The sequence below is a fragment of the Nonomuraea dietziae genome (assembly GCF_014195505.1).
Classification (GTDB): Bacteria; Actinomycetota; Actinomycetes; order Streptosporangiales; family Streptosporangiaceae; genus Nonomuraea; species Nonomuraea roseola.
Genome location: NZ_JACIBV010000001.1, coordinates 7,852,309 through 7,872,646, shown reverse-complemented (window position 1 = coordinate 7,872,646; position 20,338 = coordinate 7,852,309). Strand labels below are relative to the sequence as shown.

Annotated in this window: 19 protein-coding genes; 4 read left to right on the top strand and 15 right to left on the bottom strand. The window is 71.5% G+C overall.

Annotated elements, in window-relative coordinates:
• Positions 1-6 precede the first annotated feature (6 nt).
• The 9 genes from FHR33_RS37505 to FHR33_RS37465 form a co-directional block, all read right to left on the bottom strand.
• Positions 7-186 (bottom strand): hypothetical protein, encoded by a 180-nt coding sequence (locus FHR33_RS37505; protein WP_183658227.1) that lies wholly within the window; start codon positions 184-186, stop codon positions 7-9.
• 109 nt (positions 187-295) lie between these two features.
• The gene (locus tag FHR33_RS37500; RefSeq protein ID WP_183658224.1) at positions 296-1,237 is read right to left on the bottom strand and encodes a GNAT family N-acetyltransferase; all 942 of its coding nucleotides are present in this window, start codon (positions 1,235-1,237) and stop codon (positions 296-298) included.
• Between the two features lie 137 nt (positions 1,238-1,374).
• The gene (locus FHR33_RS37495) at positions 1,375-2,649 is read right to left on the bottom strand and encodes a metalloregulator ArsR/SmtB family transcription factor (RefSeq protein ID WP_183658221.1); all 1,275 of its coding nucleotides are present in this window, start codon (positions 2,647-2,649) and stop codon (positions 1,375-1,377) included.
• 89 nt (positions 2,650-2,738) lie between these two features.
• On the bottom strand, positions 2,739-3,068 hold the full coding sequence (locus FHR33_RS37490) for an STAS domain-containing protein (protein ID WP_183658219.1): 330 nt from the start codon (positions 3,066-3,068) through the stop codon (positions 2,739-2,741).
• Positions 3,065-4,408, bottom strand: a complete 1,344-nt coding sequence (locus FHR33_RS37485; protein WP_183660529.1) for a PP2C family protein-serine/threonine phosphatase — start codon at positions 4,406-4,408, stop codon at positions 3,065-3,067. Before FHR33_RS37485 ends, FHR33_RS37490 begins: the two co-directional genes overlap by 4 nt.
• Positions 4,408-5,208 carry an alpha/beta fold hydrolase gene (locus FHR33_RS37480; RefSeq protein ID WP_183660528.1) on the bottom strand — a complete coding sequence of 267 codons (801 nt, stop codon included), beginning with the start codon at positions 5,206-5,208 and terminating at the stop codon, positions 4,408-4,410. Before FHR33_RS37480 ends, FHR33_RS37485 begins: the two co-directional genes overlap by 1 nt.
• A 204-nt stretch (positions 5,209-5,412) precedes the next feature.
• On the bottom strand, positions 5,413-6,333 hold the full coding sequence (locus FHR33_RS37475) for an NAD-dependent epimerase/dehydratase family protein (protein WP_183658216.1): 921 nt from the start codon (positions 6,331-6,333) through the stop codon (positions 5,413-5,415).
• Positions 6,330-6,734, bottom strand: coding sequence for a hypothetical protein (locus FHR33_RS37470; protein WP_183658214.1), 405 nt, complete (start codon positions 6,732-6,734; stop codon positions 6,330-6,332). Before FHR33_RS37470 ends, FHR33_RS37475 begins: the two co-directional genes overlap by 4 nt.
• A 211-nt stretch (positions 6,735-6,945) precedes the next feature.
• Positions 6,946-7,737 carry an acyl-CoA thioester hydrolase/BAAT C-terminal domain-containing protein gene (locus tag FHR33_RS37465; RefSeq protein WP_183658211.1) on the bottom strand — a complete coding sequence of 264 codons (792 nt, stop codon included), beginning with the start codon at positions 7,735-7,737 and terminating at the stop codon, positions 6,946-6,948.
• A 243-nt stretch (positions 7,738-7,980) separates the two neighbouring features.
• Between FHR33_RS37465 and FHR33_RS37460 the strand changes: the two genes are divergently transcribed.
• A complete protein-coding gene (locus FHR33_RS37460) occupies positions 7,981-8,886 on the top strand; it encodes a S1 family peptidase (RefSeq protein WP_221241409.1) in 906 nt (301 codons plus the stop codon).
• An 81-nt stretch (positions 8,887-8,967) separates the two neighbouring features.
• Here the strand turns inward: FHR33_RS37460 and FHR33_RS37455 are convergent, their stop codons facing one another.
• The 3 genes from FHR33_RS37455 to FHR33_RS37445 form a co-directional block, all read right to left on the bottom strand.
• Entirely contained in the window at positions 8,968-11,970 is a 3,003-nt protein-coding gene (locus tag FHR33_RS37455; RefSeq protein WP_183658207.1) for a WD40 repeat domain-containing protein, read from the bottom strand.
• Between the two features lie 58 nt (positions 11,971-12,028).
• Positions 12,029-12,661 carry a TetR/AcrR family transcriptional regulator gene (locus FHR33_RS37450; RefSeq protein ID WP_183658204.1) on the bottom strand — a complete coding sequence of 211 codons (633 nt, stop codon included), beginning with the start codon at positions 12,659-12,661 and terminating at the stop codon, positions 12,029-12,031.
• A gap of 98 nt (positions 12,662-12,759) precedes the next feature.
• On the bottom strand, positions 12,760-13,308 hold the full coding sequence (locus FHR33_RS37445; RefSeq protein WP_183658201.1) for a helix-turn-helix domain-containing protein: 549 nt from the start codon (positions 13,306-13,308) through the stop codon (positions 12,760-12,762).
• Between the two features lie 58 nt (positions 13,309-13,366).
• Here FHR33_RS37445 and FHR33_RS37440 point away from each other — a divergent pair, with 58 nt between their 5' ends.
• A complete protein-coding gene (locus tag FHR33_RS37440; protein ID WP_221241408.1) occupies positions 13,367-14,659 on the top strand; it encodes an erythromycin esterase family protein in 1,293 nt (430 codons plus the stop codon).
• Positions 14,660-14,888: 229 nt separating this feature from the next.
• The gene (locus FHR33_RS37435) at positions 14,889-15,458 is read left to right on the top strand and encodes a hypothetical protein (RefSeq protein ID WP_183658198.1); all 570 of its coding nucleotides are present in this window, start codon (positions 14,889-14,891) and stop codon (positions 15,456-15,458) included.
• Between the two features lie 21 nt (positions 15,459-15,479).
• Here the strand turns inward: FHR33_RS37435 and FHR33_RS37430 are convergent, their stop codons facing one another.
• On the bottom strand, positions 15,480-16,199 hold the full coding sequence (locus FHR33_RS37430; protein WP_183658196.1) for a Crp/Fnr family transcriptional regulator: 720 nt from the start codon (positions 16,197-16,199) through the stop codon (positions 15,480-15,482).
• Between the two features lie 23 nt (positions 16,200-16,222).
• On the opposite strand from FHR33_RS37430, the gene FHR33_RS37425 reads away from it, so the two are divergent.
• Entirely contained in the window at positions 16,223-16,489 is a 267-nt protein-coding gene (locus tag FHR33_RS37425) for a YciI family protein (protein WP_183658193.1), read from the top strand.
• 84 nt (positions 16,490-16,573) lie between these two features.
• Here the strand turns inward: FHR33_RS37425 and FHR33_RS37420 are convergent, their stop codons facing one another.
• Both FHR33_RS37420 and FHR33_RS37415 read right to left on the bottom strand, forming a co-directional pair.
• Positions 16,574-18,352 carry a PA14 domain-containing protein gene (locus FHR33_RS37420; RefSeq protein WP_183658190.1) on the bottom strand — a complete coding sequence of 593 codons (1,779 nt, stop codon included), beginning with the start codon at positions 18,350-18,352 and terminating at the stop codon, positions 16,574-16,576.
• A 156-nt stretch (positions 18,353-18,508) separates the two neighbouring features.
• Positions 18,509-20,275: a serine/threonine protein kinase gene (locus FHR33_RS37415; RefSeq protein WP_183658187.1), complete on the bottom strand. Its 1,767-nt coding sequence runs from the start codon at positions 20,273-20,275 to the stop codon at positions 18,509-18,511.
• Positions 20,276-20,338: the final 63 nt, after the last annotated feature.

The following is a 20,338-nucleotide window of genomic DNA, read 5'->3' as shown; positions in this document are numbered from 1 at the left end:
CCCGCCTCAGAGGTGACGCCAGCACATGCCGTAGCCGCCGCCCTCCCAGTCGAAGCACCAGTCCCACACCCACTCCATGTCCTGCGCCTGGGCCGGAGCGGCGGTGGCACCGCCGATCACGCCGGCGGCGAGGACGCCGAGCACGACGGCCGTGAGCCGCCTGCCGACCCTGGAAGAACGCGACATCGCATGACTCCTTCTCTTTCGTAGGGACACGAGAGAGTTCATCGCGGCCGAACTGCGGATCACTTGGGACCGCTTGCGGCTCGGTTGTGCGGAGTCCGGCGGCCATGTGTCATGCCGTCCACCTCATGACGTGGAAGCGGCGGGTGACCTGGTATCCCGCCCTGGCGTACAGGTGTCCTGCGGGGCTGGCCACTCCGGTCCAGAGGAACCACGAGGAGTGCAGGCCCTCGGCCCGCATCCTCGTCATCGTGAGGTGGAGCAGGATCTTGCCGAGCCCGGTGCCCCGCTCGCCCTCGTCCACGCCGAAGGGGCCGAACCGCTCGGGGATGCCGCGGTAGGCGGCATACAGCGCGAACCCCACCAGCCGGTCCCGCTTCTTGGCGATGACCATGCGGGTGGGGTCCCTGTGGTGGCGGATCGCCTCGCCCCAGTCGGGGTTGAACTCGTCGGCCGCGAACCTGATCAGCTCGGGCAGTTCACCGTCGGCCGGGCTGCGGAAGCCGTACCCCTCGCTCTCCCGCTTGGCGCGCAGCTCGTGCACGTCGTGCGGTGTCAGGTAGCCGACCAGCGTGCGGTCCATCGCGACCGGCGAGTAGAGGGTGGCGAACCCGAGATCGGTCAGCAGGGCGAACCCGTCGGGGTAGAGCTCGGGATCTGCGCCGGGCAGCACGTAGTTGGGCGTGTAGGAGGCGAAGTCGACACGCGTCCTGCCCCTGGCCCGCAGGAACTCCAGCGCCTCGGTGAGCAGGCGCCGTCCGAGCCCGCCACCCCGGTGGTCCGGCGCGACGAAGAAGAAAGGGATCCAGCCGGCCTCGGGCTCCAGGTCCGTGCCCGGCGCGAGCGGCGTCAACCGGCGGACGGCGTAGGCGCACCCCACCACGCGGCCCTCCGCCACGGCCACGCGCAGGCCTTCAGGCTCGAAGTTGGGGTCGAGCAGGACGCAGTCGCGAAACCACGCCGCGGTCGTGGGGTCGGCCGGCAGGCTCCGGTTCCAGGATTCGATCAGAGAGTGCTCGTCACCGGGGGCGAACGCGCGGACAGTGACCGTCATGCCAAGAGCTTTGCGATTGGTCAGGCCCAAGGTCAATAAGTTCGGGGAAGAAATTTTCCCTAGTGGCTACCCTCTAGAAACTTTCCTTCGTCTCGGGTAACCATGGAACGCTGGCTTACCAGATCCCCTTCAGCGCGTCATTGCGGAGGTGATGCCATGGCGCACGAGACGATCAGCGTGACGAGGTCGCGCATCGGCGTCAGCAGCTGCGGGTAGTCCGCGGCGTTGAGGGCGTACAGGCGCTGGGTGCCGCTGCGCCGTACCGTCACGAGCCTCGCGTCGCGCAGGATCTTCAGGTGGTGGGAGGCCGCGGGCTGGGACAGGTTCAGGTGGGCGGCGATCTCTCCGACGCTGCGCGGATCGGTCGACTCCAGGAGGAAGACGATGATCTCCTGCCTGCGCTCGTCGCCCAGCGCGGTGAACAGCGGCCTGGTCTGCGAGAAGAGGGCGAGAACGTCCCGAGCCGCCACCGGGCCGCTCACGCCGGCGCTCCTTCGGGAAGGGAGCCGCGAAGGGCGGCGAGGTGGGTCACGGGGAGCGCGCGGGCGGCGCCCTCGGTGATCCAGCCGTCCAGCATCAGCCGGGTCTGCGCGCCGACCTTGGTGAAGTGCGCTTCCAGATAGCGCTGCAGGTCGAAGGGGGTCAGCAACGGCAGCGCGCGCAGGGCCATTCCCACGGCCCAGGGCCGGCACGGACAACGGAGGGCGCCCTCCGTGCTGAGCCGCCGTCACGGCGACCGCCTCGCGGCTGGCCGCCGCCGCACCTCCCAACCGCCTCCGTACGGCCCGCAACGACCAGCCCGCGCTCTCGATCGCGGCGATGTAAGGAACCATCCTGGCGGCGGTGACCTCGCCGGACCCGGCCTTGCGCACCCGCCTCACCCGCGCGCCGCCGCGCCGCAGCGCGTCGATGATCTGCGGGGCGCGCGCCCCCGCGACCCCCATCGCCGAGCCGGGCGGCACCCAGTAGGCCACGCCCTGGCCTGGCGCCTCCGCCTTCAGCGGCGCCTGATAGGCGAGCAGTGTCGGCGTCACCTGGACGATCGACTCCCGCGGCCAGACCCCGGCCAGGGTGTCCAGGTCGTGCGGGTCCTGGCCGATGGTGACCACGGTCGCCGCACCGGCCGCCGCGCGCAGCTCACGCGTCCAGTCTCCGCGCAGCGCGGGAGAGTCGACGCAGAGCCACACCATGTCCCACGCTTCTCGCGGCGGCCGGCTGGTCACCTGGTGCGGCACCAGCCGCCTCCCGACCGCCGGCCGGCCCTTCCTCAGCCGGAACAGCTCCACCCCGTCCTCGGCCCAGCCCTCCCTGCCCTGCCGCACCAGGAAGCTGACCTCGGCTCCCCCCTCGGCCAGCCAGGAGCCGAAGACCTGCCCGAGCGCCCCCGCCCCGACCACCAGCACCTTGGACATCGCGCGCCTCCATACATCCATCTAAATATTTGGATATATCGATGCTAGCAGCCGCGACCTTCGCTTCCGTGGGGTGCGCGGGATGACGGTCAGGCGGTGCTGGCGGCGGGGTGGAGGGTGAAGATCCGGTCGAGGCCGATGACGGTCAGGATGCGCAGGGTGTTGGCGGGAACGGCGGCCAGAGCGATGTCGGCGCCGGCGGCCAGGGCGTGCTGGCGGGCCGCGAGCAGTGCGGTGATACCGCTGGAGTCGCAGAACCTCAGGCCGGCCAGGTCGATGACCAGGCACTGGCCTGGTCGGAGCGTGAGGCGCTCGACCTGTCGGCGCAGGGCGGCGGCGTGGGTGTAGTCGAGGTCGCCGGTGACCTCCACGACGGGTCCGGCGGCGGCGTCTCTGTCGGTGATGGTCAGCGAGCTCATCGGTCGTGTTTCGTTGCCGGGAGAGGGTGCGGAGGAACGGCGGGAACGCCGAGGGCGAGCAGGGCGGTGTCGTCGTCGAGACCGTCGCCGAAGCTGTCCAGCAACTCGCTCAGCGCTCCGATCGCCTCCTGGGGGGTGCAGGGAGCATGCGCGGTGGCGAAGGCGTGCAGGGCGTCCTCGCCGTACAGGCTGTTGTGGGTGGGCCCGGTGCGCGCCTCGGTCAGGCCGTCGGTGTAGAGCAGGAGGGTGTCTCCGGGCTCGAGGACGGTCTCGGCGGTGGTGGCGGGCGCGCTGGGCAGGATACCGACGAGCAGGCCGCCGGGGGTGGGCAGGAACTCGGCGTGGCCGCCTGCCCGCAGGATCAGGGCCGAGGGATGCCCGCCGGAAGCGAGGCGGACAGTGGCGTGGCCAGGGCGGGAGCCGGTGTCGACGACGCCGAAGATGGCGGTGCAGTAGCGGACGTCGCCGCTGGCGGCGTACCGCTCGTGCAGGACGGCGTTCAGCGTGGCCAGGGCGGTAGCCGGCTCAGGGTCGTGGAGGGCGGCGGCGCGCAGGGTGTAGCGGACCAGGGAGGTCAGGGCCGCGGCCTCGGGACCCTTGCCGCACACGTCGCCGAGGAAGAAGCCCCAGCGGGCGCCGTCGATGGGGAACAGGTCGTAGAAGTCGCCGCCCAGCCGGTCGGGGGAGGCCGTGTGGTAGTAGACGGCCGTTTCCAGCCCCGGCGCGGCCGGCAGCGATGCCGGCAGCAGCGACTGCTGCAGCACGGCCAGGGCGTCGGCCAGCCGGACGCGGTCGGCCTCGGCCTGCCGCCGCGCCTCTTCCGCCTCCGCGCGTGCCTGCTCGGCTTCCGCCCTGGCCTGTTCCGCCTCCCGCTTGCGATGCAGGAGTTCCTCTTCGTAGGTGCGGCGGTCGGAGGCGTCGAAGACGGTGGTGCGGATCAGCAGCGGCTCGCCTTCACCGCTGTGCTTGACGGTGGAGGAGACCAGCACGGGCAGCCGGCCGCCGTCGGCGGTCTTCATCTCCAGGGCGATGCCGCTGAGCTCGCCCTTCATCCGCAGCAGCGGCGCGAAGTGGGTCTCGTGGTACAGCTTGCCGCCGACAGTGAGCAGGTCGGTGAAACGTCTACGCCCCACGACCGCCTCGCGCTCCATGCCCAGCCAGCGCAGCAGCGTGGCATTGATCTTGGCGATGGTGCCGTCCATCAGCGTGGACAGATACCCGCAGGGCGCCGACTCGTACAGCTCCTCGGCGCTGTCCTCCAGCAGCGCGATGAACAGCGCGTCCGTGTCGGCCTCGTCCTCGGTCTCGGACGATTCGGGGTCCTGCCCCGTCCGGCACATCACAGGGACTCCAGGAAGTCCAGGATGGCCCGCGCGGTGGCCTCCGGCGCGCTCAGCTGAGGGCAGTGACCCGTGGCGTCCAAGCTGACCAGGCGGGAGGAGGGGATCGCGGCGTGCACGAACGCGCCGACCTCGCGCGGGGCGATGACGTCCTGGACGCATTCCAGCACCAGCGTCGGCACGTGCACGCTCTTCAGGTCCTGACGGCTGTCGGACAGGAACGTCGTGCGGGCGAAGACCCGCGCGATGTCGGGATCGGTCGCGCAGAAACTGTTGGTCAGCTCCTCCCCCAGCTCGGGGCGCTCGGGGTTGCCCATGATGACCGGGGCCATCGTGGATGACCAGCCCAGGTAGTTCGCTTCCAGCGCGGCCAGCAGCTCGTCGATGTCGTGTGCGGTGAACCCGCCGAGGTAGCCGTCGTCGTCGATGTAGCACGGTGAGGGGGTCACCATCACCAGCGCCCCGATCCGCTCCGGGGCGGCCTGCGCGGCCAGCACACCGATCATGGCGCTGACCGAGTGGCCCACGAACACGGCCCGCTCAAGATCCAGCTCGTCGCAGACATCCACCACGTCCTGGGCGTAGCCGTCCAGCGACGCGTAGCGGTCCTCGCTCCACGCCGACAGCTCCGAACCGCCGGAGCCCACGTAGTCGAAGAGCACCACCCGGTAGCGCTCGGTCAAGGCGGGGACGATCAGGCGCCACATGTTCTGGTCACAGCCGAATCCGTGTGCCAGCACGACCACCGGCCCGTCGGAGCGGCCGGTCACCGTTACGTTGTTCCTGCGGCAGATGTCCATGACAACCCAGTTTTCCATCTTCGCCGAGCCCACCCGGACGGCGGGCCGTCATGGGGCGCGTCGGCGCCTGCGCGGGATCGTGCAGCGCGAGGGCGACCTGACCGAAACGATCGCGAAGTACGCGGACGGCACCGCTGGGCGCGCCAGGCATCCCGCGATCGAATGCCGGGCGCGCTCCCGTCACGGAGAGATGAACACATGCGGCTACGTCGCGAACGCGAGCCCTTCGCGGTAGGAGGGGTAGGCGGGCGCCCATCCCAGCTCGCGCTTCGCCCGCTCGGAGCTCAGCCGGATGCGCGTGCCCACCATCAGCGCGTACATGTACGGCATCGGGCGCAGCAGGGCGCTGGGCAACCGTAGCGGAGCGGGCGCGCCGGCCGCCGCCGCGAGGGCCCTGACGTAGTCGTCGAAACGGACGGGATGGTCGTCGGCGACGTTGTACGCCCGGCCTGCCACGCCGCGTTCGAGGGCGGCCACCGTGGCGGAGGCGGCGTCCTCGATGTGGATGAGCGAGACGGTGCCCGCAGGGTCAGGAACGGGAAGCATCCGCTTCCTGGTCATGTCCATGAGCTTCCTGGTCGACGCCTCGGGACCGTAGAACATCCCGTAGCGCAGGGAGATCCCCTCGATGCCCGGTGCGCCGAACACCTGCTCCTCGTTGGCGCGCATCGAGCGCATGTGAGGGTCGAAGGCGCCCTGGCCGAGCTCGGCGAAGGGGCGCTCCTCGGTGACGGGGGCCTCGCCGTGGTCGCGGTAGCCGTACCCCAGGAAGAACGACTGGGTGACGAACCTGTGCGCGCCCACCAGCTTCGCCGCCTCGATGAGGTGGGCGGTGCCGCGGTCGCGCAGGGCGTCGGTGGCGTAGAGGGCCCGGTGGAACAGCGGCAGCCCGGTGATCGCGGTGGCCTCGTGGACGACCGCGTCCGCCTGCCGGCCGTCGAGCGCGGCCAGCAGCGCCTCGCGGTCCATCATGTCCGCCACCACGGGTACGGCGCCCGCCTCGGCGAGCCGCCGGGCGCCGCCGGCGGACCTCGTGAGTCCCAGCACCGCATGACCGGCGGCGAGCAGGTCGCGGACCAGGACCGAACCCAGCGTGCCGGTGGCCCCCGCGAGCAGGACGTTCACGCGCTCGCCCCTTCCTTGGCGTTCCTGCGGATGTGAAGCGTGCGCAGCCTGACGGCGAGCCCCGCCGCGGCCACCACCGAGACCGCCAGCAACGCCCACGGGTCGCTGGCGTTGCCGCCACCGAGCTCGAGGTCGACCGCGTGGTTGAACGCGTGGAAGGTGTTGGCGAACACGAAGCCCGCCAGTACCACCACCACGACGTCGCGCCACCACAGCGCGCACAGCAACATCAGACCGATGGCGATCTGGAACACACCCGCGTCGTGCAGGAAGTGCACGTGGTTCGGCCAGTTGGCCCACTCGGCGAAGCTCGCGGGATCCACCCGCGCCCACACCCCGGTGACCAGCATGGACATCGCGGCCAGCACCGTGACGACCTTGACGAAACGACCTGCTGTCATGATCCGTCCTTTCTTCCGCCTCGCGTTCCAGACGGATCGAGGAAGGACGGCTGTGACATGCGGGGTTGTGATCTGACGCACACCTGTCACAGCGCGCTGGGCCGTGCCCGGGCCGCGAGGGAGCGCGGCCGCCTTCGAGAGGTGCCACGGGTTCGGCTCGCCGTCGCGGGCCGCTCGCCAGTGCTCGGCGGAGCGGACCGGGTCGCCGGCGTCACACGCTCGGCCGGTTCAGCATGTCCACGATGCGGGGCCAGGCCGCCGCCCCCAGGGCGGCATCAGCGTCGGGCGACCCGCCGTACAGATAGGACGGCGACGGCGGAGGCGGAGCCTCGCCGGGAAGGAGCGGGCGGTGCCCCGCCGACGGGTGGCTGACGATGCGAACCTCACGGCGCCCGGCCAGTGCGTCGGCGAAGGCGAGCGACGGCCACATGAGGTCGTCGCCGCCCGCCACCAGGAGGACCTCCGCCCGAGTGCGTTCCAGCGGAATGGCCGCCTCGGGAGGCGCTGCGGCCAGGCCGCGTTCGTAGAACGCGCGGAAGGAGGTGGGCGGCCCCTCCGTCGGCCACTGCGCGGGGTAGGGGGCGAAGGGGACGGGTCGCCCGCGCCATGTCCACGATGAGCGGTACGGCACGGTGACGCCGTCCGGCCCTGGCCCGACGTTGGCCCAGACGACCGATGAGGGCGAAAGGGCGACCACCGCCTGGACCCGCGGCTCGACGCACGCCAGCATCAGGGCCGCCTCCGCGCCCTTGGACAGCCCGAGCACGGCCAGCCGCGACACTCCCGTCGCGGCCAGCAGGTCGAGCGCGGACACGAAGGTCTCCAGCGGCACCTCGCAGATGCCGGGTGGCTGACCCGGTCCGCCGAACCAGCGGATGGACATCGCGGTCATCCCGTGCGCGGACAGCAGCGCGCAGCGGCCCGCCTCGACGCGGCCGCTGGATCCGCCCAGGACGAGCACTCCGGCCTCGGCGTTGTCGGAGATGGTCAGGCAGCTTTCCATATGAGGATTATCGACGTTTCGCCGGGACAGGCCGGCCGCCCGGCCGCGGCCACCGCACCACGAAGACCTCCCGCCCCGGAGCTCTCGGCCACGTGTTCCGCAGGCGACTCTCCCTCAAAATCTGCCAAAGGCATAGATAACCTTGCGTATCCTTCGTTTCCGGTGCGAACCGGTCGAAAGCTGGACAAAAGCGGCAACCATCGGTCAAGCTCCAGCCATACCCCTCAACTGATGGAGATGTGTGTGTTCAAGGCAACTCGTAGGCGATCAGCGGTGCTCGCCGCCTTCATGGTCGCCGGCCTCGCGCTGGCCCCCGCCGCCACCGCGGCCGTCACCGCCGCCGCCCCCGGCGCGGGCGCCGTCACCGCCGCCGCCCCCGGCGCGGGCCGCCCCGCCATCATCGGTGGAAGGGACGTGAAGGAGCCCTACTCGTTCATGGTCTCCTTCCAGCTGCGGAGGGAGCCCGGCCATCACTGCGGCGGCTCCCTCATCGCCTCGGACTGGGTCGTCACCGCCGCCCACTGCAAGGGGCTCATGAGGCCCGGCAGGACTCAGGTGCGGGTCGGCTCCCTCGAGAAGGGCAAGGGCGGAGAGGTCGCCAGCATCAAGCGGGTCGTCACCCATCCCGGCTGGCGACAGCGGGGCGGGCACGGCGAGCAGCAGAGCGACATCATGCTGGTCCAGCTGGACCGGAAGGTCTCCCTCCAGCCCATCCGCGTCGCCGCCGACCCGGGAAAGGTGGGCCAGCCGACCCGCGTCATCGGCTGGGGCCTGGTCTGCGAGGACGGTGAGGACCCCGCCTGCGAGCCTCGGCAGCTGCAGGAGCTCGACACCGTGCGCGTGACCGACGGCAAGTGCTCCGACCTCGCGCGAGGCGCCGAACTGTGCACCGGCGACAGCCGCGGGCGGGCGGCCAGCGCCTGCAACGGCGACTCCGGCGGTCCGCAGATCCGCATGGTGGCCGGCAGGTGGGAGCTGATCGGGGCGACCTCGAGGGACGGCGACGACTACGAGGACCGGAGGGACGGCGGCGCGGGCTGCTCCACCAACCCCGACGGCGGTCCCGGCGTCGGCATCTGGACCGACGTGACCCACTACCGCAGCTGGATCGACGGCATCGTGGGGGCGGAGCTGCGCAACGCCTCCTGAGCCCGCTGGAACACCGGCGCCCAGCGGTTCCACGAACCGCTGGGCGCACGCCCTTCGGCGAAGGCACGCCACGCCCTGCGATCATGAGGCATGGGCCTGCTGGCCCTGGGGCGGCAGGCGCAGGGCGAACCCGTGGAGCCCGGCCCACCCCGTCACGTAGAGGCGGGTGCCGCCGGGCGTCCACGCGCACGCGTCCAGCCCGGCCTCCAGGTGGATCGCCGCGATGCACTCGCCCGCCTGCACGTCCCACACCCGCACCGCGTCGTCGAAGCACACCGTGGCCAGCCACGACCCGAACGGGCCCACCGCCAGGTGGGTGGCCGCCGCCGCCGCCTCGAGCTCGGCCAGGAGCCTGCCCTCGGGGTCCCACCGCAGGATCGCGCCCTGCCCGGTGGTGGCGGCGACCCAGTCGCCGCGTGGCGAGACGGCCAGTCCCGTGATCTCGTCGCCCGCGTCCAACGCCGGGCCCAGCCGCCGCCCTCGCGCGTCGAAGAGCAGCACGTGGTCGGAGCGGGCGGCGGCCAGCCAGCTGCCGTCGGGCGCCATGGCCAGGTACTCCGCCCCCACGACGGGCACCTCGGTCCGTAGCCGGCCGTCGGCCTCCCAGAATCCGAGCTCGTTCTCCGTCGCCACGGCGGCCCAGGAGCCGTCGGGCGCGAGGGCCAGCGCGGTGCCCGGCTCGCTGAGCCGTACCTGATGGCGGATCTCGCCGTCGCGATCCAGCAACCACAGCAGGCCGTCCTCGTCGTCCACGGCGGCGAGCGCGGAGCCGTCGGCGCTGATGGCCACCGCGTCGAACCGTTCCTCTTCGTGGACGGCCCGCAGCGCGCGGCCCTCCGTGTCCCGGAAGGTCAGCCCGCGATAGCCCGCCGTGACCAGCACGCTGCCGTCGGCCGCGACGGCGAGCGAGCGGATCGACTCGCGGCGCAGGTGCTCGTCGGGCTCGGGCAGGCCGCCGCCAGCGTCCCAGAGGCGGACGGTGGCGTCGTCGCTGACGCTGGCCAGCCAGGTGCCGTCCGGGCTGAAGGCGACGTCGCTCGGGGGCGTGCTGTGCCCGGTGAGGCGCGAGTCGGTGACCGGTTCGAGGGCCCGCAGCAGGACGTCGCTGCCTGACCCCTCTCCCGCGACCATGGATCCGTCGGGCGCCGCGGTCAGAGCGCCGAAGATGAGCCCGTCCGTCTCGATCGCGCCCAGCGGCACCCCGTCCGGGCTCCACATGCGCATCCAGCCGTCCCAGTGTTCCGTGATCAGCAGGTCGCGGGCCGGGTGCGCGGCGACGTACCTGGCGCCCTCCTCTCCATCGGCCAGCTCGGCGCGCAGGCTGCCCTCGCGCGTCCACACCAGCACGCTCTCGCGTTCATCGTCCACGAAGGCGACCCAGGAGCTGTCGGCACCGATGACCGGCCTGGAGTCCGACATAACCGTCATGTCCACCTGCCACAGCAGGGTCCCGTCCGCCGACCAGGCCCGCAGGTCGTTGGCGGCGCACGAGACGAGCCAGCTGCCGTCCGGTGCGATCACCACGCGCCGCACGGCGCCCTCGTGCCCGTGCAGGACGGCCCGCTCCGTCCCGTCGTCGTCCCAGAGCCGCACGGTCTCGTCGTCGCCCGCGGTGGCCAGCCACGTGCCGTCCGGCGCGATCGCCACGTCGTTGACGTCGTCGTCGTGACCGGAGAGCGTGGCCTCGACGCTGCCGTCAAGGTTCCAGATCCTGACCCTGCCGTTGCCGCCCGCCGTCGCCAGCCAGGACCCGTCGGGACTGATCGCCACCCCGTTCAGCGGCTCGGCACGGCCCATGACCCGGCGCAGCGCCGGATGGGGAAGGTCGGGCGGAGCCCAGAGGCACTCCAGCCAGGCGGCGCCGAGCCGGCTGAGCAGCATCTTCACCTCGTCAGCCGTCTCGGGGATCCCGTACAGGCGGCAGGCGAGCGTGGCCGCCAGCGTCGGCAGCGGGGGCGCCACCAGCTCCGGCCGCTCCAGCACGGTCATGCTCTGGGCGAGCGTGCGGCGCAGCCGCTCGGCCAGCGGTGTCCCTGCACGCATGAGGTCCTGCTCCACGGCCGCGATGCCGAAACGGTTCAGCTTGCGGGCGAGCCACGCCCCGTCGCAGACGATGTCGGACACCTCGTCACCCGCCTGTGCCGCATGGTCGGGCAGATAGAAAAGGAAATACCTGGCGTCCTCCGCGGAGAACGCCGTGTGGGGGGCCTCGACGACGGCCTCCATCAGGGCGCGGTGGACCTCCCCGGATCCGGCGGCCGCCAGCTCCGCTCGCAGGTGGCCGCGGATCACGTCGGGGATCATCACCACCTCGCGGTCGGGCGCGCGGGAGAGCACGCCGAGCGCGCTCAGCCCGGTCAGCGTGAGCTCGCAGTCGAGCGGTTCCAGCTCGGCGGTGCGCTTCCACAGCAGCCGCACCAGCCCCGCGGGGATGTTGGCCTCGTCGGCGAAGACGCCGAGCTCTGTCAGGCGGGCCACGCTGCCCGGCAGTTTCAGCCCGGCCAGCCCTGCGCTCAGCACCTCGCGCACGGCCGCCGCACGTGAGCGTGGGTCATTCAGGTCGGGCTCCTGCGCGGGTCGGACGCCGAGTTCGCCCGACAGCCGCTCCAGCAGCGGCCAGCGCGGTACGGGCAGAGCGATGACCGGGATGTCGTCGGGCAGCACGCGGGCGGATCTGGCGGTGACCAGCACGCTGACGTGGTCGGCGATGACCAGTGCCGCGAGGGGCAGGTAGGGATCGCGCACCCCGTCCAGCACCAGCAGTCCGTCTCCCGGCGGGCCTGGCCACTCGCCGCCGTCCATGAGCCGGCCGGTCGAGAAGGCCTCGAGCCAGTCCGTGTCAGGGTCGCTCTCGCCGTTCACCTCGAAAGCTCGATCGACCATCTGATCCGTCAGCATCTCCGGCCGGTCGGCGCCCACGCTCAACCAGGCGATGCCGTTGGGGAAGCGCTTCACGACCCTCGGATCGGCGCAGGCCGCGGCCGCGACCGTGGTGACGCCCGCGCCCTCCAGCCCGTCGATCTCGGGGACGAGGGCGATGATCCGGCTTTCGCCCTCCGTCAACGCCTTGATCAGTTCTTCCATGCGTCGAGGGTCGCAGCTGGATGTCGCGGCTGTCACGGGGCCTTCGACGTGAGGCGGATCAGAACCGCGGTTCGTGGTCTTCCGGCAGGCGGAGGGCCCGATGGACCATCTGGTGCATGTTGGCCCTGAAGCGGTGCAGCGCCCGCGGGTCGGAGAATCCGTTGCGTCCGCTGTCGGGCACCCCGCCCTGCCCGAAGCCGTGCACGCACCACATCAGCGAGTGCAGCACGTACTCCACATCGACATCCGAGCCGATGTATCCCGCGGCCACCCCTGGCTGCAGCGTCTCGAGGATCGCCGTGTAGAGCGGCCGGGCGTAGCGAGACTCGAGCTCCTCGACGTCAATGGCGTCGGACAGCCACCGATGCATCCACAGTGCATGGATGTAGGGGTGCTCAGCCGCGAAGTCGATGTAGCCGTCGATGAGAAAGTGAATGGAGCGCGCGAAGGCCGCGGGGTCGGCGCAGGAGATCTGGGCCAGGTCCTTGTCCAGTGAGGCCCGCTCGGTCTGGTGACAGCGCTCCATGACGGCCAGGTAGAGCTCCCGCTTTCCGCCGAAGGCGCGCCTGAGGTCGGCCACGCCCACACCCGCCGCCTCCGCGATCTGTTCGATCGGCGTCCCGTCGTAGCCCATCGCGGCGAACAGCCGGGTCGCCGTGTCGAGCAGCTGCGAGTCCTCCGGTGGAACCATGCATGAACACTACGACGGCGACGCGCACCAGGTCGGGACGGCCACGGCAAGAACACCGTCAAGCCTTGCCCGACGCCGTACGGGTCAGCGGGGCCCCTTCAGCCGCTCGGAGGCCGCGGCGGCTCCTCGGTCGGGAACAGGATCGTGCTCAGCAGATGGGGGCTGCGGTCCGGCGCGGGCTTGTTGTGCATCTTCGACACGATGGCGCCGGTGATGTCGCCGATCAGCTCGGCGAGTTCGTCCTGGTTGAGCCAGAGCGGGAACTGCCGGTAGGACACCGAGTCAGCGGTCGGGTCCGCGCGCTCCCTGTCGAGGTAGGCGTCGAATTCGGCCAGCAGCGCGGCCATGGCGGCGGTGAACCCGTGGCGGTGGTCGTCCAGGGACATCGACGCGGCCGCGTCACGGTCGATCACCGCCTGCTCCCTGCGCAGGCGGTAGCGCCGTTCGACGGCGCCGTGCACCCGCTGCTCGCTCTCCACCTCCAGCACTCCGGCCTCGGCCAGCAGGCCGACGTGCCGGTACACGGTGGTCTTGGGGACGTCGGGCAGGCGCGCGCACAGGTCGGACGTGGTGCGGGTGCGCTCTCCCGACATGGCGTGCACGATGCGCAGCCGCACCGGGTGCAGGAGCAGGCCAAGCATGTCCATCGCCACATGGTCCCACATCTGGTACCGTTCCCAAAAATGGGAAAGCAAGGAGCCGTCTGTGAACGCGAAAGCTGTGACGACATCCGCCAGGCTGAGTGACGAGGCGGTGATACCGCTGACCACGCTCGATCCGGCCGCGCCGCTGGACGATCTCGAATGGCTGGACCTGGCGATCGGCGACGCGCGGGTGGTGGCGATCGGAGAGAGCGCGCACTACAACCGCGAGTTCTACGAACTCCGCCACCGCCTGCTGCGCTATCTGGTCGAACGGCACGGCTTCAGCGCCTACGCGACCGAGTCGGGCTTCGTCGAGGGACGCCTGCCCGACACCTGGGTCAGGGGCGGCGAGGAGCGGCTCGGCCATGTCATGGCGAACGGCATGACGTCGCTGATGGGGCTGTGGAAGCAGATGCGCGCCCACCTGGAGTGGATGCGGCGGCACAACCGCACCGCCGCGCACCCCGTCGGCTTCCACGGGATCGACATGCCGGGCTCCATGGTGTCCCTGCTGCCCGGCCTGGACGCGGTGACCGCCTACCTCGCGCAGGCCGATCCCGGATTCCAGGTCGATCCGGCCATCCGGGAGACGGCCGCCGCCTTCGCGGCGGCGTCGGCGTTCTCCGCGCCCGCGGCCTTCTCCGCCTACGGGCAGCTGGCACCCGCGACGAGGGACGCGCTGACGGCGGGCCTGGCCGATCTCAGGGCCCGCATGACGGCCAGGCGCCTCGACTACCTCAGGGGGACGGCGGCCGACGCCTACGAGCGCGCGCTCCGTTCGCTGAGCATCACGATCACCCTTGACGCGATGCTGCGGGACCTGGCTCGCGGCGACCAGCACGGGATGACGCTCGACCGCGAGGCCACGATCGCGGACACGGTCGAGTGGATCCTGGACAGGGAGGGCCGGATCGTCCTCGCCGCCCACAACGGCCACGTCCAGCGCTGGCCCCATACCGTGCCCGGCATGTCCCCTTCGCCGTCGATGGGCATGCACCTGGCCGATCGGCTGGGCGAGGACTACCTGGTCATCGGCACGACCTCGGCGAGCGGCCAGACGCTCAACACCTCGTCCGACTTCTATGCCGGCACGCTGTTCACGGAGCTGGAGGAGGCGCCCCAGCCCGGCAGCCTCGACGCGCTCATGGCCGCCTGCCACGACGGACCCTTCGCGACCGACCTGCGGCGCCTGTCGCCGGCCGACGCCGCAGCCGTCCGGGCCGTCTCCCAGCAGCGTCACGGCACGTACTACAGCGGCGTGAGCCCCCTCGACGCCTACGACGTCGTCGTTCACCTCCCCCGCGTCACTCCGGCCGAACCCGACCAGGGCCGCCCTCACCCACGCGCCTCATGAGGTGCAGGCGGCCTTCTCCCGGTGGAAGCCGGAGTGAGGCCCGCGCCGTCCGACGCCAGGCCCGTGCTCTTCCTGTACGGCCCCGTGCCAGGCCGTACAGGAAGAGCACGGAGAGCGCCGCTCAGGTGAGAAGACGCTCATGTTCGCCTCACGTGGCGCTCACCGCCGGCCGACATCCTTCAGGTGACCGGGCAGCGGCCCGGGTCCGAAGCCGACCGGAGGGCATGAGATGAACAGGGTCAAGCTGACGATGGCCGGAGCCGTCCTCGGAGGCGTTCTCGGCGGGCTGGTCGTCGCCACCCCCGCCTTCGCCGACGAGCGCGCCTGCAGGGGGACCATCCGCGCCGCGACCGTCGACAACCTGCGCGTGCCGCAGGGAGCGACCTGCGCTCTTGCCGGCACCAGGGTGAAGGGCACCGTCAAGGTCGAGCGGGGCGCGACCCTGGTGGCCCGCGACGTGAACGTCGAGGGCGACGTCCAGGGCGAGGGCGCCCGCGCCGTGTCGGTGCTAGGCGGCTCGGTGGTGCGCGGGAGCGTCCAGGTGAAGCAGGGCGGCGCCGCCACGGTGACCTCCTCGCGGATCAACGGCGACGTCCAGCTCGACGCCAACCGGCGCTACCTGCGGGTCAACGGCAACCGGGTCGGCGGCGACATCCAGGTGGTCGGCAACGGCAAGGGGGCGCAGATCCACCGCAACTCGGTCAAGGGCGACCTGCAGTGCAAGGAGAACAGCCCGAAGCCGACGGGGAGCGGGAACTCCGTCGGTGGCGACAAGGAAGACCAGTGCCGCCGCTTCTGACCGATGACCGCCGACCGGGGTTCACCGCTGTGCCTCGCGGCGCGAGGGGGCGTGGGCGCGCAGGGCGAGGAGCTCGGGCGCGAGGATCGCGACGGCGCGGCGGGTGACCTCGACCAATCCGTCGCGGCGCAGCGCTGAGAGTGCGCGGTTGACCGTCACCCGGGTCGTCCCCAGCAGGTCGGCGAGCTCCTGTTGGGTCTGCGGCAGCTCGACCCGCGCGCGGGACGACGCCGCGGCCCGCGCCAGCAGCCAGCTCGCCAGCCTGGCCTCCACGGGCAGCATGGCGGCGTCGGCGAACCGCTCCTGTTGCCGCCTGGCCTGGTCGGCGAGGAGGCGCAGGACGTGCCGGCGTACCGAGGGCACGTCGTCGACCAGCTCCTCGAACCGGGCGCGGGGAAGGCTGCGCACGCTGCAGGCGGTGATCGACGTGAGCGTGGCCGTGTGGCCGCGGCCGTCGATCACGGCGACCTTGTCCAGCGCACACGGCCCTGCCCACTCGCCGAAGCGGACGACCCTGCCGGCGGCCGTGCCGGCGGTGGCGCAGACCCTGCCGCGCAACAGCACGAGCAGGTGCTCGGCCGGATCGCCGATGCCGCGCAGCACCTCTCCCGCGTGGTGGCGGCGCGGCAGCGAGTCGCGCCACAGCGCACGAAGACGGTCTTCGGGCAGCGTCACCAGCAGAGGGACGGCGGCCAGCGCCCGCCATGGCGCCGGTGTATCGGCTGATACTGAACTCGCCATCGTCCGACCATACTCTCGGCCGCATGATGATCCTTGAGCTGGCTTTCACCGCCACCCCCGAACGGCTTGCCGCCCGTCCCGCACACCGGTCGTTCCTCGCTCGGCTCCACGAGGAGGGGCGCCTGCTCGCGGCGGGGCCGTGGGCGGACGACTCGGGCGCGCTCCTGGTCTTCACCGGCGAGCGCGCGGAGGTCGAGCGCCTGCTCGAGGCCGATCCGTACTACCGCACGCCCGGTGTGGAGGTGACCCGCGTCAGGGAGTGGGCGCCGGTGGTGGGCCCGGCCCGCTGACGGGGTCCGCCCAGGCCGCGTCGAGGCGCCGCTGACGTCTCCGCGCCGGTCGCTCGCCGCCGCGAAGGCAGGTACGGCCGGCGCCTAGCCTGCCAGCAGCTTGTCGGCCGGGATGACCTGGCGCGGGATGCTCGGGCTCGACCAGCGCAGTTCGGCGATGGCGTCGTAGCCCCTGTCGTAGAACTCCATCCTGATGTCGTGCGGCCCCGCGCTCAGCGCGATCTGGCCGGTGTCGTCACGCTTGGAGTGGTCGGTCCAGTTGTCGATGAGCACCTTGCCGTCCACCCACAGCCGCACCCCGTCGTCGGTGGTGGTGATGAAGGTGTAGGTCTCGGCCTTGTCTGCCACCACCTTCCCCGTCCACCGCACGCTGAAGGTGTCGGGGCCGACGGCCGGGTGAGGGGCGCCCTGCCCCCAGTCGAAGTTCACGGTGGAGTCGATCCTGGTGGCCATGGCCCCGGTGAGGTCGACGTTGTCGTAGTAGGTCGCCGAGAGGCCCTGCTGGTCGATCACCAGCGTCGTCACCGAGCCCGGCGGCAGCGTGACGGTGGCTTTGCCGCCGGTGATCGTGGCGGTTCCCGTCCTGTGCGGGGCCCAGGCGTCCTGGGTGCTCCGCCAGACGGCGGCGGTCCCAGCCGTCACTCCTGTGAGCGTCAGGCCCGCCTCGACCTGGTCGGCGCCGACGTTGACCAGGACCACGTTCTTGGCGTGGTCGGAGGCGAACACGTGCAGCTTGTCGGTGTCCGCACTCGCCTGCACGACGGTCTTGCCGAAGGGTCTGAACAGCCCCTCGCCCGTGTACATGCCGATGCCGTGGTAGATGGGCAGCGGCTCGCTGCGCGGGATGCCGCCCTCGCCCTTGGTGCTGGTCAGGCCGAGCTGGCCGTTCTTGTCGCCGTACTGGAAGGCGCCGGCGCCCGCGTGCAGCATCTGCCCGAGCGCAGCCGCGCCCCACAGCGTGTTGAAGTGCGTCAGCGTACGGTGGCCGTCGGGGTCGTCGAAGTCGGAGTTGAACTCGCCGATCTGGAGCTCGACCTTCCTGCCGAGAACGGACTCGGCCAGGGCGCTCACCTCCTTGATGTCGGTCTCGTACTGACGGATCACGCTGCCGAGGAGCGCCTCGTCGGTGATGGGCTCGGAGCCGGTGCCGTAGTCGTGGTAGTCGAGGAAGTCGACCCGGTCGCGGGAGCCCTCGAGGAAGGTCCTGATGTAGCCGAGGTCGTTCCACGCCGTGGCAGGACCGCCCACCTTCACCGCGGGGTTCTCCGCCCGCAGCGCGTCGGCGATCAGGTTGAAGCGCCTGCTGTACTCGCCGGCCGGCATCTCGGGCTTGTCCGGAGTGCACGCGCAGTTGAGCTCGTTGCCGAGGATGAAGCGCTGGACCGGCTTTCCGGTGGCGGCGAAGTGCCTGTAGAGGGCCACCGCGTCGCCGCGGTTCACCTCGGCGCTCTGCCGCCCGTCCACCTGGAGGATGACGACGGGCTCGGCGCCCAGGTCGCGGATGGCGGTGATCCAGGCGTCGCCCGAGACCTCCGTGGCGCACTTGTAGCCGCCGCAGATGATCGGGCTGTCATGGTTTCCGGGCTCCTGGTAGTGGAGCTCCATCCGCATGCGACCCACACCCAGCTTGCGCAGGTGCTCGCGGTGCTTGGCGTCGTTGGTGATGTACGAGCCTTCGCCGTACCCGGTGATCGAGACGCCGATGTCGGCGGGCGAGATGGTCCGGATCGGCTTGGTGAAGTCCACCAGGACGGCGGCGGCCACGGCCGCCTCCGCCGGCGCGCCCGCCGGGCCGATCACCACGGCGGCGGTCAGACCGCCCGCGAGTACGGCGCGCAGCGTGCGACGTGCTAATGCGATCATTCTTCTCCAGTCAACAATGCCCACAAGATCCTGTGGATCATGACATAAGCGGATGACCGGGGAGTTACACGAAGCCGACCTCTCCGCTCGCGCGACCGCGGGGCGTGTGGCCGTCATCACGAGGGATCGGCAGGCGAAGAGCGCCGTGCCCGCCCTTCACGGCTTGTCGATCCGGCCGCCGGACCGCCAGGCGCGGTAGGTGGTGATGAAGTCGGACCTGTAGATGCCGCTGTCGCCGGTGGGGACGCACCAGGTGAGCCTGAAGCGCCGCGGCCTGCCGTCCGGGTCGGTGGAGAGGCTGTAGGTGAGGTACGAACGAGGGCTCGTCCGCTCGACGTCCCCGCCCGCCCAGGAGTTGAGGAGATCGCGGAGGAGCCCGCTCGTCTGGTCGATGGCCATGGTTCCCGTGTAGGTGTGTCCCCTCCTCCTCATCCGCGTGGAGTTGGCCACCACCTCGCGGATGATCGACGGTCCGGCGGTGCCCGCGATCATCAGGGTGACCCATGCGGGGCTCTCGGGCCGCAGGACCGACACCCGCTCGTCGCCGGGGTGGAGGGTGCCGCCGTCGAGGACGACGTAGCGGGCCCTCGGCCTGTCGTCACCCCCCTCGACCAGCATGTCGAGGTCGCTCCCTCCGTGGTCGGTGGTCACCGTACGGCCGGTCGCCTTCGCGGAGGCGCTGCTCTGGGTGAAGCCGCCCTCGAAGGAGAAGCTCGCCGCGGGGGTGGCCTCCAGCGCCAGGTCGAGGACGGCGGCCAGCTCGGTGGGCGTCCGCGGCGGCTCGGGCTGCGCCGGAGTGGACGGTGACGCCGAGGTGGGCTCCGAGGACGGGGTGGGCTCCGTCGAGGAGGTGTCGGGCGACGGGGGTGTGGAGTCGCTCGCGGACACCGGCGGCCTGGAGGCCGTCGCGGTGGCAGTGAGGGTGGAGCGCGCCGACGGCTCGGCCTCCGGCAGGAGCCGGAGGGCGGCGGCCGCCGCCACGCCCAGGACGAGCACGGCCGCCACGTACGCCATCGCGGTCCGGCGACCGCCGCCCCTACGGCAGGGCCATGGGACGTCCTCGACGGGAAGCACCCACGTGCGGTCCAGCCGCGCCGTCAGCTCGTCGGCCCCGCCGATCCGCCACGCCCCCGACACGGCTTCCAGGACCTCCTGCGTGGAGGGCCGGGATAACGGCTCCTTGGCCAGCGACCTGTCGACCAGCTCGCGAAGGGACGCGGGGACCGCCGAGGTGTCCACCGGGTCGTTGAGAACCCTCATCGCGAGGACCTCGGGCCGGCCCGTGCCGTACGGCGGCCTGCCCGTCGCCGCGTACACGGCGAGCATCCCCCAGCCGTAGACGTCGGCGGCCGTCGCGGCCGGCGTGCTGCGGTACTCCTCAGGGCTCACCCATCCAGGGGACCCGATCAGGGTCCCCGACCGGGTCACCGATGTCCCGTCGAGGGCTCGCGCGATGCCGAAGTCCACGAGTCTGGGGCCGCTCGGCGAGAGGATCACGTTGGAGGGCTTGATGTCACGGTGGACGACGCCCACGGCGTGAACGGCGGCCAGCGCCTCCGCCAGCCCGGCCACGAGGCCGAACCACCGGTCGCCCTGGAGCGGGCCGTTCGCCTGGACGTACTCCTCCAACGTCGGCCCCGGCACGTACTCGGCGGCCAGCCATGGGCGCGCCGCGTTCGCGTCGGATGCGAGGATCCGCGCGGTGCACACGCCTCGCACGCGCCCCAGAACGGAGATCTCGCGCGCGAACCTCGCCCGGAACTCGGGGTCCGCCGCGAAGGAGGCGTGGATGAGCTTGACCGCGATCCGCACGCCGTCCGGGCCGAGCCCGGCGTACACGACGCCCATTCCGCCCGCTCCCAGCCGGCCCACGACGCGGTACGGGCCGATCTGCCGAGGGTCGTCGCCGTTGATCGGGATCACTCGGAGTTTCTATCCCATTCCCGCGGCGCTGGAAACGAGAAGGCCGCTCGGAACGCGCCCGGT

Bases quoted from the DNA above. Each gene is read 5' to 3' on its own strand.
- FHR33_RS37480 (WP_183660528.1), bottom strand. From the start codon at position 5,208: ATGGACATCTGCCGCAGGAACAACGTAACGGTGACCGGCCGCTCCGAC.
- FHR33_RS37445 (WP_183658201.1), bottom strand. From the start codon at position 13,308: ATGGACATGCTTGGCCTGCTCCTGCACCCGGTGCGGCTGCGCATCGTG.
- FHR33_RS37425 (WP_183658193.1), top strand. From the start codon at position 16,223: ATGATGATCCTTGAGCTGGCTTTCACCGCCACCCCCGAACGGCTTGCC.
- FHR33_RS37420 (WP_183658190.1), bottom strand. From the start codon at position 18,352: ATGATCGCATTAGCACGTCGCACGCTGCGCGCCGTACTCGCGGGCGGT.
- FHR33_RS37495 (WP_183658221.1), bottom strand. From the start codon at position 2,649: ATGTCCAAGGTGCTGGTGGTCGGGGCGGGGGCGCTCGGGCAGGTCTTC.
- FHR33_RS37430 (WP_183658196.1), bottom strand. From the start codon at position 16,199: ATGGCGAGTTCAGTATCAGCCGATACACCGGCGCCATGGCGGGCGCTG.
- FHR33_RS37500 (WP_183658224.1), bottom strand. From the start codon at position 1,237: ATGACGGTCACTGTCCGCGCGTTCGCCCCCGGTGACGAGCACTCTCTG.
- FHR33_RS37485 (WP_183660529.1), bottom strand. From the start codon at position 4,408: ATGTGCCGGACGGGGCAGGACCCCGAATCGTCCGAGACCGAGGACGAG.
- FHR33_RS37505 (WP_183658227.1), bottom strand. From the start codon at position 186: ATGTCGCGTTCTTCCAGGGTCGGCAGGCGGCTCACGGCCGTCGTGCTC.
- FHR33_RS37435 (WP_183658198.1), top strand. From the start codon at position 14,889: ATGAACAGGGTCAAGCTGACGATGGCCGGAGCCGTCCTCGGAGGCGTT.
- FHR33_RS37455 (WP_183658207.1), bottom strand. From the start codon at position 11,970: ATGGAAGAACTGATCAAGGCGTTGACGGAGGGCGAAAGCCGGATCATC.
- FHR33_RS37490 (WP_183658219.1), bottom strand. From the start codon at position 3,068: ATGAGCTCGCTGACCATCACCGACAGAGACGCCGCCGCCGGACCCGTC.
- FHR33_RS37450 (WP_183658204.1), bottom strand. From the start codon at position 12,661: ATGGTTCCACCGGAGGACTCGCAGCTGCTCGACACGGCGACCCGGCTG.
- FHR33_RS37465 (WP_183658211.1), bottom strand. From the start codon at position 7,737: ATGGAAAGCTGCCTGACCATCTCCGACAACGCCGAGGCCGGAGTGCTC.
- FHR33_RS37470 (WP_183658214.1), bottom strand. From the start codon at position 6,734: ATGACAGCAGGTCGTTTCGTCAAGGTCGTCACGGTGCTGGCCGCGATG.